At 73.8% G+C, this 16,126-nt stretch carries 12 protein-coding genes and 2 pseudogenes; 10 read left to right on the top strand and 4 right to left on the bottom strand.

The window, feature by feature from the left end; genetic code table 11:
* The first annotated feature begins 169 nt into the window (after positions 1-169).
* From AB0M43_RS00240 to AB0M43_RS00225, 4 genes and pseudogenes are all read left to right on the top strand, one after another.
* A complete protein-coding gene (locus AB0M43_RS00240; RefSeq protein ID WP_363719610.1) occupies positions 170-3,379 on the top strand; it encodes a lantibiotic dehydratase in 3,210 nt (1,069 codons plus the stop codon).
* Positions 3,376-4,197: pseudogene (locus AB0M43_RS00235) on the top strand (lanthionine synthetase LanC family protein); the annotation flags it as partial. The gene AB0M43_RS00240 and the pseudogene AB0M43_RS00235, both read left to right, overlap by 4 nt.
* Positions 4,198-4,285: 88 nt before the next feature.
* Positions 4,286-4,912: pseudogene (locus AB0M43_RS00230) on the top strand (lanthionine synthetase LanC family protein); the annotation flags it as partial.
* Between the two features lie 25 nt (positions 4,913-4,937).
* Complete coding sequence (locus AB0M43_RS00225; protein ID WP_363719608.1) at positions 4,938-5,840, top strand: cupin domain-containing protein; 903 nt, start codon at positions 4,938-4,940, stop codon at positions 5,838-5,840.
* Positions 5,841-6,034: 194 nt separating this feature from the next.
* Here the strand turns inward: AB0M43_RS00225 and AB0M43_RS00220 are convergent, their stop codons facing one another.
* On the bottom strand, positions 6,035-6,823 hold the full coding sequence (locus AB0M43_RS00220; protein WP_363719606.1) for an SGNH/GDSL hydrolase family protein: 789 nt from the start codon (positions 6,821-6,823) through the stop codon (positions 6,035-6,037).
* Positions 6,820-7,500, bottom strand: a complete 681-nt coding sequence (locus AB0M43_RS00215; RefSeq protein ID WP_363719604.1) for a DUF4386 domain-containing protein — start codon at positions 7,498-7,500, stop codon at positions 6,820-6,822. Before AB0M43_RS00215 ends, AB0M43_RS00220 begins: the two co-directional genes overlap by 4 nt.
* 60 nt (positions 7,501-7,560) lie before the next feature.
* Here AB0M43_RS00215 and AB0M43_RS00210 point away from each other — a divergent pair, with 60 nt between their 5' ends.
* A complete protein-coding gene (locus tag AB0M43_RS00210; RefSeq protein WP_363719602.1) occupies positions 7,561-8,055 on the top strand; it encodes a MarR family transcriptional regulator in 495 nt (164 codons plus the stop codon).
* 144 nt (positions 8,056-8,199) lie between these two features.
* On the opposite strand, the gene AB0M43_RS00205 is transcribed toward AB0M43_RS00210, so the two are convergent.
* Together AB0M43_RS00205 and AB0M43_RS00200 are read right to left on the bottom strand one after the other, a co-directional pair.
* Entirely contained in the window at positions 8,200-9,429 is a 1,230-nt protein-coding gene (locus AB0M43_RS00205) for a hypothetical protein (RefSeq protein ID WP_363719600.1), read from the bottom strand.
* A complete protein-coding gene (locus tag AB0M43_RS00200) occupies positions 9,426-9,932 on the bottom strand; it encodes a SigE family RNA polymerase sigma factor (protein ID WP_363719598.1) in 507 nt (168 codons plus the stop codon). The genes AB0M43_RS00205 and AB0M43_RS00200 overlap by 4 nt, the downstream gene beginning before the upstream one ends.
* A 193-nt stretch (positions 9,933-10,125) precedes the next feature.
* Between AB0M43_RS00200 and AB0M43_RS00195 the strand changes: the two genes are divergently transcribed.
* Genes AB0M43_RS00195 through AB0M43_RS00175 form a run of 5 tightly spaced genes read left to right on the top strand, consistent with a single transcriptional unit; the run spans position 10,126 to position 16,023 of the window.
* Complete coding sequence (locus AB0M43_RS00195) at positions 10,126-11,514, top strand: alanine racemase (RefSeq protein ID WP_363719596.1); 1,389 nt, start codon at positions 10,126-10,128, stop codon at positions 11,512-11,514.
* Positions 11,515-11,541: 27 nt separating this feature from the next.
* Complete coding sequence (locus AB0M43_RS00190; RefSeq protein ID WP_363719594.1) at positions 11,542-12,519, top strand: ornithine cyclodeaminase family protein; 978 nt, start codon at positions 11,542-11,544, stop codon at positions 12,517-12,519.
* Positions 12,516-13,904 carry an MATE family efflux transporter gene (locus AB0M43_RS00185; RefSeq protein WP_363719592.1) on the top strand — a complete coding sequence of 463 codons (1,389 nt, stop codon included), beginning with the start codon at positions 12,516-12,518 and terminating at the stop codon, positions 13,902-13,904. The genes AB0M43_RS00190 and AB0M43_RS00185 overlap by 4 nt, the downstream gene beginning before the upstream one ends.
* Entirely contained in the window at positions 13,901-15,043 is a 1,143-nt protein-coding gene (hisC, locus tag AB0M43_RS00180) for a histidinol-phosphate transaminase (RefSeq protein WP_363719590.1), read from the top strand. Before AB0M43_RS00185 ends, hisC begins: the two co-directional genes overlap by 4 nt.
* Positions 15,040-16,023, top strand: coding sequence for a cysteine synthase family protein (locus AB0M43_RS00175; RefSeq protein WP_363719588.1), 984 nt, complete (start codon positions 15,040-15,042; stop codon positions 16,021-16,023). Before hisC ends, AB0M43_RS00175 begins: the two co-directional genes overlap by 4 nt.
* Positions 16,024-16,126: the final 103 nt, after the last annotated feature.

The following is a 16,126-nucleotide window of genomic DNA, read 5'->3' as shown; positions in this document are numbered from 1 at the left end:
CGGCGTTCATGGACCGGGTCGTCCGGCACTGGGCAGGACGACCCGAATCTGATGATCCACGACGGTTCTTACACAGACCTTCCATTACTCTTACGCGGGCGTTTTGTCCGTAGACGCCGGACGAATCCGGCGGCTATCGTCGTCGGATCCCGCCCGAAGGAGGACTCCCATGGGTACGCCCCGGCCCCGGTTCCGCGCCGCGGACACGGCACTGCTCCGCGTGCCCACCCTGCCCGCCGCCCGGGCCGCCGCGACCAGGGTCGACATCGACGGCTCCCCGGAACGGCTGACCGCCTTCCTGCGCGAGGTCCTCGCCGACCCCCTGTTCCGCGAGGCCGTGGACGTGGCCGGCGGCGGGCTGGCCGACACCCTCGCCCGGCTCGACGCCGACCGGCCCGTCGACCCGGCCAAACTCACCCGGGCCGCGCACGCCGTGGCCCGGTACCTGCTGCGCACCACCGGGCGGCCCACCCCGTTCGGGCTGTTCGCCGGGGTGGCGCTCGCCGGGTTCGACGCCACGGCCAAGGTGCGGACCGGCGACCGGCACGTCAAGGGGGTACGGCCCGACGCGGTGTGGCTCGCGGCCGGTACCGACGCGTGGCAGCGCCGCTCCGACGTCCTCGGCGGGCTGCGGATCGTCGCCAACGACCTGTGCACGGTGCGCGGCGACCGGCTCGTGCTGCCGTACGTGCGCCAGGACGCCGCCGACGACCGGGCCCGGCCCGTCCAGGAGCTCAGCGTCCGGTACACGCCACCGGTGCGGGCGGCGGTCGAGGCGGCCCGGCAACCGGTGCCGTACGCCGAACTGTTCGAGCAGCTCTCCGGCTGGTTCCCCCGGGCCTCGGCCGCCATGGTGGAGGCCATGCTGGTCCAGCTCGTCGACCAGCAGCTCCTCCTCACCGACCTGGGCCCGCCCGCGCACGGCGCCGACCCGCTCGGCCACGTCCTCGACCGGCTCGTCGGCACCCCCGGACACACCGAACTGGAGACGGTCGCCGACCGGCTCGCCGACTACGCCGACCAGCCCCTCGGCGCGGGCCGGCCCCAGTGGCACGCCGCCGTCACCGCGATGCGCGCCCTGCACCCGGCCGAGAAGCCGCCCGTGCAGGTCGACCTGCGCTTCGACGCGGACGTGACCCTGCCGGTGGCCGTCGCCGAGGAGGCCGCGCGGGCCGCCGAGGTGCTGTGGCGGCTGTCCCCGGTGGACGGGGCGCCCGAGCACCTGCGGCAGTACCACGGGGCGTTCCTGGAGCGGCACGGGGCGCACACCCTCGTACCCCTCAAAGAGCTCGTCGATCCCGAACGGGGACTCGGCGCGCCCGCCGGCTACTTCGTGCCGCCCAGCGACCGGCGGCTCGAACCCGCCCCCGACCGGGAGTCCGCCCGCGACGCCGCGCTGATGGCCCTCGCCCAGCGCGCCCTCCTGCACGGCGGCGACCTGGTGCTGGACGCCGACACCGTCGACCGGCTGGCCACCGACGGCGGCACCCCGCCGGACACCCTCGAACTGGCCGTGCACGTGCTGGCCGCGTCCACGACCGCCCTCGACGCGGGGGAGTTCCGGCTCGCCGTCGCCCCCGGCACCGGCGCCAACACGGCGGGGGCCATGTTCGGCCGGTTCGGCTGCCTGTTCCCCGACGGCGCCTACCCCACCGCCGCCGAGGAGCGACCTGACGGGCCGGTGAGCGCGCAGCTCGTGTTCCAGCCGGTGCACGCCCGGGCCGGCAACGTGCTGCGGGTGCCCCTGATCCGGGACCGGATCCTCGCCGTCGGCACGTTCGCCGACCACTCCGCCGCCGACGTGCTCGGCGTCGGGGACCTGCTGGTCGGCGCCGACCACGACCGGCTGTACCTGGTGTCCGCCCGGCACGGCCGCCGGATCGACGCGCTGTCCCCGCACATGCTCAACGTCGGGTACTCCACGGCCAACGCCGTCCGCCTGATCCGCGAGATCACGGCCAGCGGCACCCGGGGCCTGACCGGCTGGTCCTGGGGCCGGGCCGCCCTGCTGCCCCGCCTGCCCCGGGTGACGTACGGCCGCACGGTGCTGTCCCCGGCGAGCTGGCAGGTCCCCGCCGCGTTGCGGGACCGGGACATGACCTGGCAGAACTGGTCGGCCGAGCTCGACGGCTGGCGCGGCCGGTGGCAGGTGCCGGAGCGGGTCCAGGTGCTGGTCAACGACCACCGGATCGAACTGGACCTGACCGTGCCGCTGCACCAGCGGCTGCTGCGGGACGAGCTGGTCCGGCGGGCCGGGGCCGTGGTGTGCGAGCCGCCGGGGACGGAGGCGGAGACGGGGTGGCTGCACGGGCACGCGAACGAACTCGTCGTGCCGCTGACGTCGGTCGCCGGGAGCAGCCAGGTCGCGGAATCCGGCAATGCGCGGGTTGCGGCGTCCGGCGTCGCGCTGGCCGCGCGGTCCGGCGTTTCCGGGGCCGCAGCGGTACGGAACGCGGAAGCGACCGGCCCGACCATCCCCGCACCTGGCGCTGCCGCCGTGCACCCGCAAGCCGCCCCCCTGCCCCGGCACAGCCCCGCCCCCCGGCACCTTCCCGGCGGCGAATGGCTCTACGCGAAGCTCTACTGCGCGCGCGGCCGGCACGACGAACTCCTCGCCGGCCCGGTGTCCTCGCTGGTCGCGGCCCTGCCCGACGGTGTCGACCGCTGGTTCTTCATCCGGTACGCCGACCCCGACCCGCACCTGCGCCTACGCTTCCACGGCACGCCGGCCCTCCTGTGGGGACAACTCCTGCCCCAGATGCACGCCTGGGCCGAGGACCTGTGCGGCTCCGGACTCGCCAACAGACTCACCCTCGACGGGTACGAGCCGGAGACCGGCCGGTACGGCGGCCCCGACGCGCTGGAGTCCTCCGAGCGGATGTTCGCCGCCGACAGCGCGTCCGCCCTGGCCACCCTCCGGCTGCGCGCGACGGGCCTGGACCTGCCGACCGGGCTGCTCCTCGCCGCCGACACCGTCGACCTGCCGCGCTCGTTCGGCGACCCGGACTGGATCGACTGGCTCGCGGGCCCCCACCCGCGAGGCCCCCGGCACCCGGCGTTCGCTGCCGTCCGGCGCGAGGCGGTCGCCCTCCTCGACCCGTACGGCGACGGGACCGGACTCGCCGCCGTCGAGGGCGGCCCCGCCCTGCTGGACATCTGGCGCCGACGCGCCCCGGCCGTCGCCGCGTACGGGGACACGGTCCGGGCGCTCGCCGAAGCCGGCCGACTGCACGGCACCCGGGACTCGGTACTCGACGCCGTCCTGCACATGCACCACAACCGACTCGTCGGCGTCGACCCGCAGGGGGAGGCCGGCGCGCTGGCCATCGCCCGGGGCGCGGTCGCCGCCCACCGCGATCGCCGGAGGCACGGCGCATGACCACCACCGAACCCGCCACCACGACGGACTCCCGGCACCGGGCCGGCGGGGCCACCGCGGGTCAGACCAACCCCGGCACCCAAGGCCGCGACGCGCACAGCCACGACGCGACCAGCCACGGTTCGGCCGACCACGGCTCTGCTGGACACCCTTCGACCGGCCACGGAGCGCACGGACATGACGCGCACGGCGGCGCCGAGTGCCGGGTCCGTGTGGACGGTCGGGACACCCACGGCCACGCTGCGCCCGGCTACGACGCGCACGGCACCGGCGTGGACTGGCCAGCCTCCGGTCGAGGTCGGGGCGGCCCCGAGGACCCCGCCCGGACCAGGGCCGACGCCGCGCGCACCGTCGCCGAGGTCGCCGGACGGCTCGCCGATCCGGAGCACGCCGCGCGCGGACGGTGGGACGGCGGGTTGACGCTGGGGGACTCGTACCCCGCGACCGCTCTGCTCTTCGCGGAGCTTGGCCACGGCGACCCCGCCCACCGGCGCACCGCCCACCGCCACCTCGCCCTGGCCGCCGCCGCGATGACCGACGCGCCCCCGACCGGCCTCTACCAGGGCCCGGCCGCGCTCGCCTTCGCCGCCGCGTGCGCCGCGCACCGCCCCACCGACTACGCCGGGATCCTCGGCCCGCTCGACGAACGGATCGCCGCCTGGGCCCCGGTGACGCTGCGCCCCGAACGCGACCGGCTCGCCGCCGGCCGCCCCGGCACCGCCTACCGCGCCTACGACGTGGTGGCGGGGGCGGCGGGCATCGGCCGGTACCTGCTGGCCCGGCGCTCCGAAGCCCTCGACGGCATCCTCCGTTACCTGGTCGACCTCAGCGCCCCGCTCGACGGCCTGCCCGGCTGGTGGGTCGACCACCCGGCGAACCCGGCCGACCCGGGGCCCCGGCCACGCGAACCTCGGCCTGGCGCACGGCATCCCGGGCCCCCTCGCGCTGCTCGCGGCCGCCTGGCGGGACGGCCGCCGGGTCCCCGGGCACGCCGACGCCCTGCACCGGATCGTCGACTGGCTGCTCGCCTGGCGCGACGGCGACGCCTGGCCCGGCGCCCTGACCCGCGAACAGCTCACCGACCGCCCCGACCACCTGCCCGGTACCCGCGCAGCCTGGTGCTACGGCGCCCCCGGCGTGGCCGTGGCGCTCGGCCTGGCCGGCGACGCCCTGGACCGGCCCGAGTGCCGGACCGCCGGGGCCGCCGCCGTGCGGGCCGCGCTGACCCTGTCGGAGCACGACCAGGGCATCGCCGACGCCGGCCTCTGCCACGGGTCGGGCGGCCTGCTGCACCTCACCCGCCTGGTCCTGGGCGACGACGACCCGGCCACCCACGCCCTGGCCCGCAGGACCGTCGACCGCTTCGAACCCGACAGCCTCTTCGGGTACCGGGCCAGCGTCCCCGGCGCCGACCACCGGCCCGACGCGCCCGGCTTCCTGGAGGGCGCCGCCGGGGTCGCGCTCGCCCTGCACGCCTACGCCACCGGCGGCCCGACCGCGAGCGGCTGGGACGCCGCCCTGCTGGCCCGCTGACCACCGACGACGAAGGAGTACGACCATGCTCGACCATTCCGTGTGGGCCGGCCTGTTCGCCAAGGCCGAGGAGGCCGAGTCCCTCGACTGGGGACGCTCGCACCTGCGGTTCCACGCCGCCGACCGGGCCCGCGCCCTGGTCGACCGCGAGCTCGTCGAACACTGGCTCGTCTACGGCAACCTGCGCTACCCGCAGCTCAACCTGAGCTACGGGGGCGACGCGGCCCCGCCGACCTCCTACACCCGCAACCGGCGGATCGGCCAGCACCAGCTGCCCGGCTGCGCGCACGCCGACGACATCATCGCCCAGCTCGACCAGGGCGCCACCCTGGTGCTGAGCAACCCGGAACAGTGGGACGAGCAGATCGCCGCGTTCTGCGCCCAGCTCGGCGGCGCCCTGGCGGCGAGCGTGCAGTCCTACGTGTACCTGACCGCGCCCGAGAGGTACGGCAGCCGGCCGCACCGCGACGAGGGCGACGTGTTCGCGATCCAGCTGGAGGGCACCAAGACCTGGACCCTGTACGGGGCGCCCGACAGCGACGACTGGGACCGGGGCCACCTGCCCGAGGACACCCCGGTGACCGAGGAGATCGTGCTCCGCCCGGGCGACGGCCTGTACGTGCCGTCCGGGACGGGGCACCGCGCGCAGTCCGGGCCGGAGGGTTCGCTGCACCTGACCGTGTCGGTGGGGCTGCCCCGGGCCCGGGACGTGGTGTCCGCGTGGACGGCGTTCGCGGTCCGGGAGTTCTCCCGGCACGAGCACCTCGCGCCCGGGTCCGCTGGACGGGAGGAGGCGGTGCGGGACATCCTGCGCCGGTTGGCCGAGGCGGCGGCGGGCACCGATCCGGCCGCGCTGGCGGCGGCGGCCGTGCCGTCGGGGGTGTGGCCGGAGACGCCCCGCCCGCTGACCTGGCCGACATCCGCCTGACGGTCAAAGCAAGGTCCGACGCCGGTGACCACCCTCAGCACCTGCGGCGCGCGAACCTCGCCTCCGCCCACGAGGCCGGCAGCCCAGGTGATCTCGCGGCCCCGGCGCCCCACCGGTGCTCCGAGGTCTCGTGGAGCAGGTCGCCGGAGTGGTCGCTGACCTGGCGGCGGGGCCGGGCCTGCCGACTTCACGCCTCAGTCGGTCAGGGCCTCGACCACCGCCGCCGCCACGGCGCGCTGGCCGGCGAGGGTGAGGTGCAACCCGTCCTCCTGGTGGGCCTCGGCGGGCCGGGTCGCCGGGCGGGTGTCCACCATGCTCTCCGGCTGCTCGGCCAGGAACGCCGCCACCTCGTCCAGGTCCGCGTTGGCCCAGCTCAGGCCGGCCCGCTGGAAGTGCGGGTAGGACCGGATCCGTTCCTCGTCGACCGCGCTGGGCGTGAGCCACACCCAGTTGGCCGCCCCGGCGGCCAGGTCGCGCAGGGTGCCGAGGTTGCGGGCCGTCTCGGTCGGGCTGACCAGTCGGGTACTCCCGCCGGCCAGTCGCTGGACGTCGTTGCCGCCGAGCATGCAGAACACCCAGTCGGGGCGGCGGAACGCCAACGCGGGCAGTTGGGTGAGCGCCTGGGTGCTCGTACACCCGGAAAGGGAAAGGTTTTCCCACCCCAGGTCGTCGGCCGGGCGGCGCAGGGTGAGCACGTGCCGGAGGATCTCGAACCAGGACAACCGGTCGGCCGTGGTGCTCTCGCCGACCGCCGCGATCCGCTGGCCCGGCCGGAACGGCAACCGGTCGACCCGGGCGGCGAAGGCCCCGTCGGCGAGCAGTTCGGCTGCGGCATCCCGGGCCTGGTCGTCGAAGCCCTGGCACAGCGCGCGGTACCCGGCCGGGTCCAGGCCGAACAGGGCCGCGATCCGGTCCTCGTCGAGCTGGGGCAGGTACGGCAGGTTCCTCTCCGGCCGTTGGGCGCGTACCAGTCTCGCGATCATGACTCTGTTCCGTTCTTCCGGGTCTTCGGGAGCAGGAAGCCGGCCGTGACCAGCCAGATCAGGCCGGTGAACCGGGCGATCGGGAGCAGCACCCCGGCGCCCTCCACCAGCAGGCTGAGGGTGCTGAGTTCGGCGACGGCGGCGATGACGAGGCCGGCGACCGCCAGCCAGCGGGGCAGCAGCCGGGCGAGCAGGCCGGGCACAGCGATCCCGGCGACGAGCAGGCCGAGCGGCACGACGTGTCCGGGCCCGCCGGTGGCGAATGCCAGGTCGTGCAGGATCCGGATCGCGGCGTCGTGGTCGTGGAACTCGGTCCGGGACAACGTCCAGGTCAGCATGCCCGACAGTGCCAGGAACGCCGAGGCGAGCACGCCGCCGGCCAGCGCGACCGTGGCGCCGGGCGCGCGCACGCCCAGCCGGTGCAGCCGGGCGGAGGCGGTGGCCGCGTAGATCCCGAGCGGGATGGCGGCGGCGAACTGGAGCACCGCGCTGATCCGGACCGCGTCGGCGTGCCCGCGGAAGTAGCCGAGGATCTCCTCGGGCGCGGCGTAGGGCGACGGGTAGATGTCGCCGCCGCCGAGGGCGATGCCCCCGAACAGGCCGCCGAGGAACAGGGCGGTGAACACGAGGCCGAGGATGCCGAGCGGTGGTCCGCCCTGGCGGGTTGGCGAGGTCATCGTTCTCCTTGGTGAATAGTTCACAAGCAAGAATCATTAGGTGTGCAGTACGATAGCGCGGTGACATCTCCTCGGCAAACCCCCAGCGGGGCGGCCTTCCTGCTCGCCCAACTCGGCTCGCACGCGGCCGCCCGGTTCGCCGAGCGGGTCGGCGAGCTCGGCCTCACCCCGCCGGACGTCGGACTGCTGCGCATGATCGCCGGCCGGCCGGGGCGCAGCCAGCAGTCCCTCGCCCAGGACCTGGGGGTGGTGCCCAGCCGGGTGGTCGCCCTCATCGACAACCTCGACCGCAAGGGCCTGGTGGAACGCCGCCGCAGTACCGAGGACCGGCGCAACTACGAACTGCACCTCACCGACGAGGCCCGGCGCGTGATGGGGCAGATGGCGGCGATCGGCTCCGCCCACGAGGACGATCTGCTCGCGGCGCTCGATCCTGGGGAGCGCGCGCGGCTCGCCGAGCTGCTCGAACGCGTCGCGGGCCAGCAGGGGCTGACGCCGGGCGTGCACCCGGGGTTCCGGCGGATGGGGAACCGCGAGGCGGGCCCGCCCGCATGACGTCGGCGCGGTCCATTCATGCGCCCGCGCGGCAGTGGTGTGGCCAGCTCAAACGGGATCAGGTCTTCGAGTGTGGCCCCGTCCACGGGAACCGCGCGGAGTGCGGACATCATCGTGGACGGGGCGTGAACCGGTTGGCCAGCTCTACCGGATCAGGGTGAAGTCCACGATCTCGTAGGTGTCCGGCCGCTGTTCCCACGACCAGTACAGCAGGAGCGCCGAACCACCGCCGTAGCTCCAGGTCCGGTGGCCGTTGTCGGTCCTGGACCGGACCACCCCCCGCCTTCCCGTGCCGAGGTCGTAGACCTCCGGGTCGCCGAAGCGCCACTGATCCGGGCCGGCGGGCGTCATCGAGAAGCCGAAGACGAACCGGTCGGCCACGATCGTCCCGGTCGGCACGCCGGTACGGAAGCCGGTGCCGTCGAGCCGTTGCAGGTACGGGCCGGAACTGTCCAGCCCGAGGCACCAGCTCGGCGAGCAGGTCAGCGGGCCGACCGGCACGGCCCGCACGGCCGTGCGCCGCTCGCCGGTGTCGGCGTTCAGCAGGGTCGGCGGCGCGGTCGCCTTCTGGTCGTGCGCGTTGGCCACGAGCCACGGCCAGGCCGTGAGCGTCATGCCCTCGCTGCCGGGGACCATCCGCGCGGGCCCGCCGGACAGCGCGGCCCGCCACACCCCGGGGCGCGCGCCGGTGACGCCGCTGGTGGGGGACCAGGCGACGTCACCGGCGGCGATGACCAGCTCGATGTCGCGCGGCCCCTGGTCTGCGGTCAGGGCCAGGTCGGCGACCTTGCGGGGGGAGCCGCCGGTGACCGGGACCAGCCAGACGGCGCCGGTGCCCACCCCGCTGGTCACGTACGCCACCTGGCCCTCGGCGGCGGCGACGGCCACGACGCCGAAGCTGTCGTCACCCGGCCGGGTCGCGCGGACCAGGGAGCGGGTGGTGTGCCGGGCGTTGTCGAGGACCAGCACCTCGCCGGCCGGGCCGGCCGGGACGGTCCCCGTCCGGGAGACCACATAGGTGTCCGGGTCGAGCACCGCCCTGATGGCGTACTCGCCACCGTCGGGCAGGCGGCCGGGCAGTGTGCGGGTCGTGCCCGGCCAGACCTCGGCGAAGGGTCGGGGGGCCGGCGTCGGTGCTTCGCTCGTGGTCGCCGGGCGCGGGTCGGTGACCGCCGCCGGGTGGCGGTCCACGGCGAGCCAGGTACCGGCCAGGCCCAGGACCAGCGTGGCGACGCCGAGGGCCCGGACGGTGTGCCGACGGGTGCGCCTCCGCTGGACGTGCCGGTCGACGCCGGCCCGGAAGGTGGGGCCGGGGAGTGGGGCGGCATCCGCCTCGGTACCGAAAATGTGGGTGATTCGCTCTTCGATCTTCACGGGGTCGTCCCTTCCAGAGTGGTCACTTCCGGGCTGAGCCGCAGCTTGGCGAGCGCCCGTGAGGCGTTGCTGCGCACCGTGATCGTCGAGACGCCCAGTGTCTCGGCGATCTCGGCGTCGGACTGGTCCGCGTAGTAGCGCAGCACGAGGACGGTCCGCTGTCGGGGCGGCAGCGCGGCCAGCGCCCTGGCCAGGGCCCGGTCCGGGCCGAGGTCGGGCTCGCCGTCCCGGTAGCCGGCGTCGGGCACGTCCCGGACCAGCCGTTCGCGGCGGCGGCGTCGCCACCAGGACACGTGCAGCCGGGCCATGGTGACCCGGACATAGCCCTCCGGGTCCTGGCGTTGCCGCAGCCTCGGCCAGGCCTCCCGGAGTCGGGCCAGCGCCTCCTGGGTCAGGTCGGCGGCGTCGTGCGGCGAACCGGTGAGCACGTGGCCGTAGCGCAGCAGGGCCGCCGAGCGCAGCCGGAAGAACTCCTCGAACCCGTCGTCCGTCAGGTCCCTCATGGGTCACCTCCGCACCCAGGGACGCCCGGGACCCCGTAGCTGTTGCACGGACCTGGCACAGGATCGCCGGAGTCGGCGGGACCCCGCCCGCCGGGACCACCTGGCCGCAACCATAGGGCCCCTGGCCAGGGTCTCATCGATCGGACCGGCCGAGCTATTGAATATGAGTACCATTTTCATGTAGAAAGATCGGGTGCCTTCGCCGAACCGGGGGCCGGGTACTCCGCTGGCCGGAGCCCGGCCCTTCACCCTCACCGCCCTGCGACACCCCGTCGTGTCCGCGCTCCTGGAGGATCACCGCGCTCTGCTGGGATCCCTGCTCGACGGCCTGGGGTCGCCGCTGCACGTCGTGCTCCCGGAGATCTTCGAGGGAAATGTCGCGCAGCTGCGGCAGGCGTTCACCGACGCGGGCGCCGACGTGGACCTCCTGTTCGCCAAGAAGGCCAACAAGGCCGACTGCTACGTCAGGTCGGCGGCGGCGCTCGGCGTCGGCATCGACGTCGCCAGTGCCCCCGAGCTGGTCAAGGCCCTGGCGGGCGGGGTGCCGGGCCACCGGATCGGCATCTCCGGCCCGGAGAAGGACGACACCCTGCACGCCCTCGCCGTCCAGCACGGCTGCCTGGTCGCCGTGGACTCCCTCGGTGAGCTCCGGCGCCTAGCGGGCACCGCCCGGCGGGCACGTCGCCCGGCCCGGGTGCTGCTGAGGTGCCGGGCCGGCAACCGGCCGTCCAGCCGGTTCGGGCTGGCCGCCGCCGAGCGGGACGCGGCCGTCGGACTGTGCGCGGAACTCGCCGGCCACGTCGACCTGCACGGGTTCTCGTTCCACCTGGACGGCTACTGCGCGACCGAACGCGCGCTGGCGGCGAGCGAGATGATCGACCACTGCCTCGACGCCCGGCGACGCGGACTGCCCTCCGCCGCGCTCGTCGACATCGGCGGCGGGCTGCCGGTGCGCTACGTCGATCCGCACCTGTGGCGCGAGTTCCTCGAACAGAACGGGCCGGACCAGTACCACCAGGCCAGGGAGTTCAAGGACTTCTACCCGTACGGGGGTCAACCGGCCGCCCGGGCCGCGCGCGCGATCATGAGCCACCCGGTCGGCGGCGGGAGCCTGGCCGCGAAGGCCGCCCGCAACGGCGTCCGGTTCGTCGCCGAGCCCGGCCGGGCGCTGCTCGACCAGGCGGGATTCACGATGTACCGGGTCCAGCAGGTGGACGACCGGCGCCCCAGCGACGGGTACGCCATCGTCACGGTCGCCGGTAGCAGCTTCAGCATGTCCGAGCAGTGGTTCGGCAGCGACTACCTGCCCGATCCGGTGCTCCTGCCCGCGGGCCGTACCCCCGGCGAGGTGTTCCCGGCCTGCGTGGCGGGCTCGACCTGCCTGGAGGCCGACCTCGTGACCTGGCGCAAGATCGGCTTCCCCCGGCCCGTCCGGCGCGGCGACCACCTCGTCTACCTGAACACCGCCGGATACCAGATGGACTCCAACGAATCCCCGTTCCACGACGCGCCACTGCCACGGAAGGTCGTCCTGCGACTCGGGAGCGAAGACTCCCCGCGCTGGCGCCTCGACGGAATCTGACGCCGACACCCACGGAAAGGACGCGACATGACCAGCAAATACGCTCCACGCGGACAGTTATGGCTGTTACCGCAATCCCAGCAGGAGGGCCTCGACTTCGACCATGGCCAGGTGCTGAAGGTCGTCGAACAGGCGTACCTGGCGCTGCGCGACGGATCGAGCAACCCGGCCAAGACGGTCGTCGAGGCCCCGGGCGACCACTCGCTGAGCTACTCGATGGTGGCCCGCGACGCCGGCAGCGGCACCGTCTGCTTCAAGGGCGTCTACGAGTTCGACCCGCGGCGGACCCGCGACAGCTACCAGTTCCATTCCTTCGCCTTCCTCTGCGACGACACGGACGGTTCGCCGATCGCGCTGATGGACGTCGTCACACTCGGCCCGCTGCGCTCGGCGGCCACCACCGCGCTGCTCGCCAGGGCGGCATGCCCGGACGCCCGCAGCGCCCTGGTGGTGGGCACCGGGGTGCAGGGACAGATGGCGCTGCCGATGCTGCTCGCGGCGCTGCCGGACCTCGAACGGCTCCAGGTGGCCGGCACCTACGCCGAAGGGCTGCGCGCGGTGCGCGACAGCGCCGGTGGCCGCCCCGTGGAGATCGTCGACGATCTGCGCGCGGCGGCCCTGGAGGCGGACATCGTGGTCGGCGCGGCCGGCCTGTCGGTGAAGGAGGAGGTCCGCCGTGCGTGGATGAAGCCGGGCGCGGTGGCCGTGCTGCTCGGCTACGGCGTACACGCCGACGTGTGCCACGGGGCCGACTACCGGATCGCGACGAGCGCCGCCCAGATGCTGGCGACCTGCGAGGACCTGCGCGCCGAGGACGGCACCCTGCCGTCGGTGGACGCCGAACTGCCGGACATCCTGCTCGGCCACGCGGCCGCCCTCCGTGATCCGGGTGACGTCGTGTTCGCCTACAACAGCGGCATGGCGGTCACCGACGCGGCGCTGGGCCGGTACATCGCGGATCTCGCGCTGGCGGCCGGACGCGGGGAGCAGGTCACGTTCTGGTGACCGGGCACACGATCGAACGAAGCGCCGGCTGGTGGGTCACGAACTCCCGGGCGCTGTTGAGGCTCGCGTTCCCCCTGATCCTGACCAACTTCGCCTACGTCGCGCTGACCACTGTCGACATCGTGATGCTCGGCCGGCTCGGCGCGCTGGACATCGCCGCCGCCGGGCTGGCCATCGCCCTGTTCAACCAGCTCCGGACCACGGGGACGGGGCTGGTCACCGGCGTCAGCAACCTGGTCGCCGAGGCCAACGCGCGCGGGGAGCACCGGCGGGTCAGGGAGCTGCTGTTCGCGGGGTTCTTCTGGGCGACCGTCTGCGGTGCGGTGTTCTGCGTGGCCCTGCTGTCCGCCGGACCGCTGCTCGTCCGGCTCGGGCAGGACCCGGCGGTGGTCGGGAGGGTCGGGGACTTCCTGACGGTCCTGGCCCCTGGCATGTTCCCCTGCCTGTGGTTGCAGAACCTGCGCCACGTCACCACCGGCCTCAAGAAGCCCGGCCCGCTGCTGGGCATCACCCTGCTGTCGGTCGGGCTCACCATCGGCCTGAACTACGTGCTGATCTACGGCACATTCGGCCTGCCGGCCTTCGGCTCCACCGGCGTGGCGATCGCCACCGTGGTGGTGTTCACACTGTCCTTTCTCGGCTTCACGGCGGTCGTCCGGCGCGACGCGACCATCCGCCGGTACCTGACCTGGTCCGGGCCGGGCCGATGGTCGCCGGGCGCGGTCGGCTCCGTGTGGCGGCTGGGTCTGCCGATCGCGGGCACCTACGCCTCCGAAGCCGGGTTCTTCAGCGTGCTCACGCTGCTGATCGGCACCCTGGGCGTCGACGCGCTGGCCGCGCAGACGGTGCTCAACCAGATCGTCTACATCGTGTTCATGGTCTCCGCCGGGCTGTCGCACGCGGCGTCGATCCACATCAGTGAGGCGGCCAGTGGTGGCGACTACGGCAGGGCCCGGCGGCTGGGCCTGCTGGGACTCGCCTGGGGCGTGGTCATGACGCTGGCCGTAGCCGTGGTGTACGTGCTGAGCCCCACGTCGGTCGTGTCGCTGTTCCTCCCGGCCGAGCACGCCTCCGACACGGGCATCGTCGCGCTGACTGCGTCCGGGCTGCTGATCGCGGCCGTCCTGCAGATCTTCGACGCCAGCCAGAACATCGGAAACGGCATCCTGCGCGGCCTCGGCGACACCGCCGGGCCGTTCCGGATCTCCCTCCTCGGGTACTGGGCGATCGGCCTGCCCGCCGGCTACCTGCTCGGGGTCGGCATGGACTGGGGAGTGGAGGGCGTCTGGATCGGGCAGACCATCGGACTGGCCGCCACCGCGCTCCTCCTGGTGATCGCGTTCCTGCGCCGGGCGGACCGGCTGCGGCGGGCGGAGGCGTCATGACGAACCCCCCGCGCCCGCCACTGCCGGAGTCGCTGGTACGCCGGGAGGTGGCGATGCTGCCCGCCTACGACCCGGGGGCCGATCCGGACGAGGTGGCCAGGATCAGCGGCGCCGGCCGGGTCATCAAGCTCTCCAACAACGAGAACCCGTACGGGGCCTCGCCCGCCGTGGCCGCCGCCGTGCGCGAACGGGTCGCCGCCGGCCTCGCCCGGTATCCCGACCCGGCCGGCAAACGGCTCACCGGGGCCATCGGGCACGGACTGGGCGTACCGGCGGAGCGGATCGTGCTCGGCAACGGCTCGGAGAACATCCTGGAACTCCTGTGCCAGGCCGTACTGGACCCCGGCGATCTGGTGACGACACAGGCGCCCGGGTTCAGCCTGCACGAGATCTTCCCCCGGATGATGGGCGCCCGCGTCGAGAAGGTCCCGGTCACCGGGGAGTTCGCGTTCGACGCCGAGGCCTGGCGGACGGCCCTGGCAGCCGGGCCGAAACTCGTCTTCCTCGCCAATCCCTGCAACCCGACGGGTGCGGTGCTCACCGGTGCGCAGCTGCACCAGGTCGTGACGGGCACCCCGGAGTCGGCCCTGCTGGTACTCGACGAGGCGTACTACGAGTTCGCCCGCCGGGATCCGGGGTATCCCGACGGGCTGGAGGTCCTGCGCGGGCTGGACCGCCCGTGGATCGTCCTGCGGACCTTCTCGAAGGCGTACGGTCTCGCCGGCCTGCGGGTGGGCTACGGCATCGCCTCCGACCCCGCCCTGGTCCGAGCGCTCGACCGGGTGCGTACCCCGTACAACGTCAACCAGTTGGCCCAGGACGCCGCCCTCGCCGCCCTGGGCGACCCCGAGCATCTGGCGGACGTCGTCACCCGGACCGGCCTGGAGGTCGCCCGGGTCGCGGGACTGCTGCGCCGCGCGGGGCTGCGGGTCGCGCCGTCCGGCGCGAACTTCCTGTTCATCGACACCGCGCGGGACTCCCGACACGTGGCCCGGGAACTGCACCGGGCCGGGCTCATCGTCAAGGCGTGGCGGGAACCCGGATGGGAGACCTTCATCCGGGCGTCCGTGTCGACACCGGAGGACAACGACACCTTCGTACGGCGACTGACTGAAATCTGCGGAAAGCAGGAATTGTGATCAAGGAAAAGATCTCCGATCTGATCGGCCGGACACCACTGCTCAGGCTGGCGCTCCCGGAGGAGGCGGGAACCGTGCTGCTGAAGCTGGAACAGTTCAACCCCACCGGCACCGCGAAGATCCGGATGGCCCGCAACATGGTGGACGAGGCCGAGGAGCAGGGGCTGCTCAAGCCGGGCGGCTGGCTGGTCGAGTCCACCTCCGGCAACACCGGGATGGGCCTGGCGCTGATCGCCGCCGAGCGCGGTTACAAGTTCAGCGCGGTGGTCGACAACCACTCCAGTCCCGACAAACTCCGGGCCATGCGGGCCTACGGCGCCGAACTGGTCAACGTCGGCGGGGACGACGGAGCCCTCGCCACCGCCGAGCGGGACGCGGTGGCGGAGCGCCTGGCGGTCGAACACGGCGCGTACTGGACCGCGCAGCACCGCAACCAGGGCAATCCCAACGGCTACAAGCCGCTCGCCCGCGAACTCCACGACGCGCTGGGTGACCGGATCGACTATCTCTACGGCGCTGTCGGCACCGGCGGCTCCCTGTGCGGCACCGGCCGGGCTCTCCGGGAGTTCATCCCCCAGCTGCGGATCGTCGGGGTCGAGCCTTCGGGTTCGGTCGTCTTCGGCGGCGAGGGCGCGCCCTACCACCAGTCCGGCACCGGCACGCCGGAGGGCGCGGAGATCGGGGACCTCGTCGAGTACGACCTGATCTCCGAAGGGGTGAAGGTCGGCGACGCGGAGGCCTTCGAGACCTGCCGCTACCTGGCCCGGCGTTTCGGCATCCTGGTCGGCGGCTCGGCCGGTGGCGTGATCTACAAGGCGCTGGAGCGCGCGCTGGCAGACGGGCCGGAGGCGGTCATCGTCGTGCTGGTCTGCGACGGCGGCGAGAAGTACCTGGACACCGTGTTCAACGACGACTGGATGGTGGCGACCGGGTTGTTCGACGCGGAGGTCGCCCGTCGTCTGGCGTCGATCCTTCGGTAATCCCGTGTTCGGCCGCGGTGCCCCGCGAAGGGGAACCGCGGCCCTGGGACGAGGTGTCCTCGACGGCCCGGTCCCTGTGCCGAGGCGACCCGTCAGTCGCCTC

This window comes from Longispora sp. NPDC051575 (genome assembly GCF_040681875.1).
Classification (GTDB): domain Bacteria; phylum Actinomycetota; class Actinomycetes; order Mycobacteriales; family Micromonosporaceae; genus Longispora.
The sequence above is the reverse complement of the archived record's forward strand: the minus strand, read 5'-3'. Positions and strand labels throughout refer to the sequence as shown.

What these genes read in the sequence shown, in the direction of transcription:
- AB0M43_RS00240 (WP_363719610.1), top strand. Translation starts at nt 170, where the DNA reads ATGGGTACGCCCCGGCCCCGGTTCCGCGCCGCGGACACGGCACTGCTC.
- AB0M43_RS00225 (WP_363719608.1), top strand. Translation starts at nt 4,938, where the DNA reads ATGCTCGACCATTCCGTGTGGGCCGGCCTGTTCGCCAAGGCCGAGGAG.
- AB0M43_RS00220 (WP_363719606.1), bottom strand. Translation starts at nt 6,823, where the DNA reads ATGATCGCGAGACTGGTACGCGCCCAACGGCCGGAGAGGAACCTGCCG.
- AB0M43_RS00215 (WP_363719604.1), bottom strand. Translation starts at nt 7,500, where the DNA reads ATGACCTCGCCAACCCGCCAGGGCGGACCACCGCTCGGCATCCTCGGC.
- AB0M43_RS00200 (WP_363719598.1), bottom strand. Translation starts at nt 9,932, where the DNA reads ATGAGGGACCTGACGGACGACGGGTTCGAGGAGTTCTTCCGGCTGCGC.
- AB0M43_RS00190 (WP_363719594.1), top strand. Translation starts at nt 11,542, where the DNA reads ATGACCAGCAAATACGCTCCACGCGGACAGTTATGGCTGTTACCGCAA.
- hisC (WP_363719590.1), top strand. Translation starts at nt 13,901, where the DNA reads ATGACGAACCCCCCGCGCCCGCCACTGCCGGAGTCGCTGGTACGCCGG.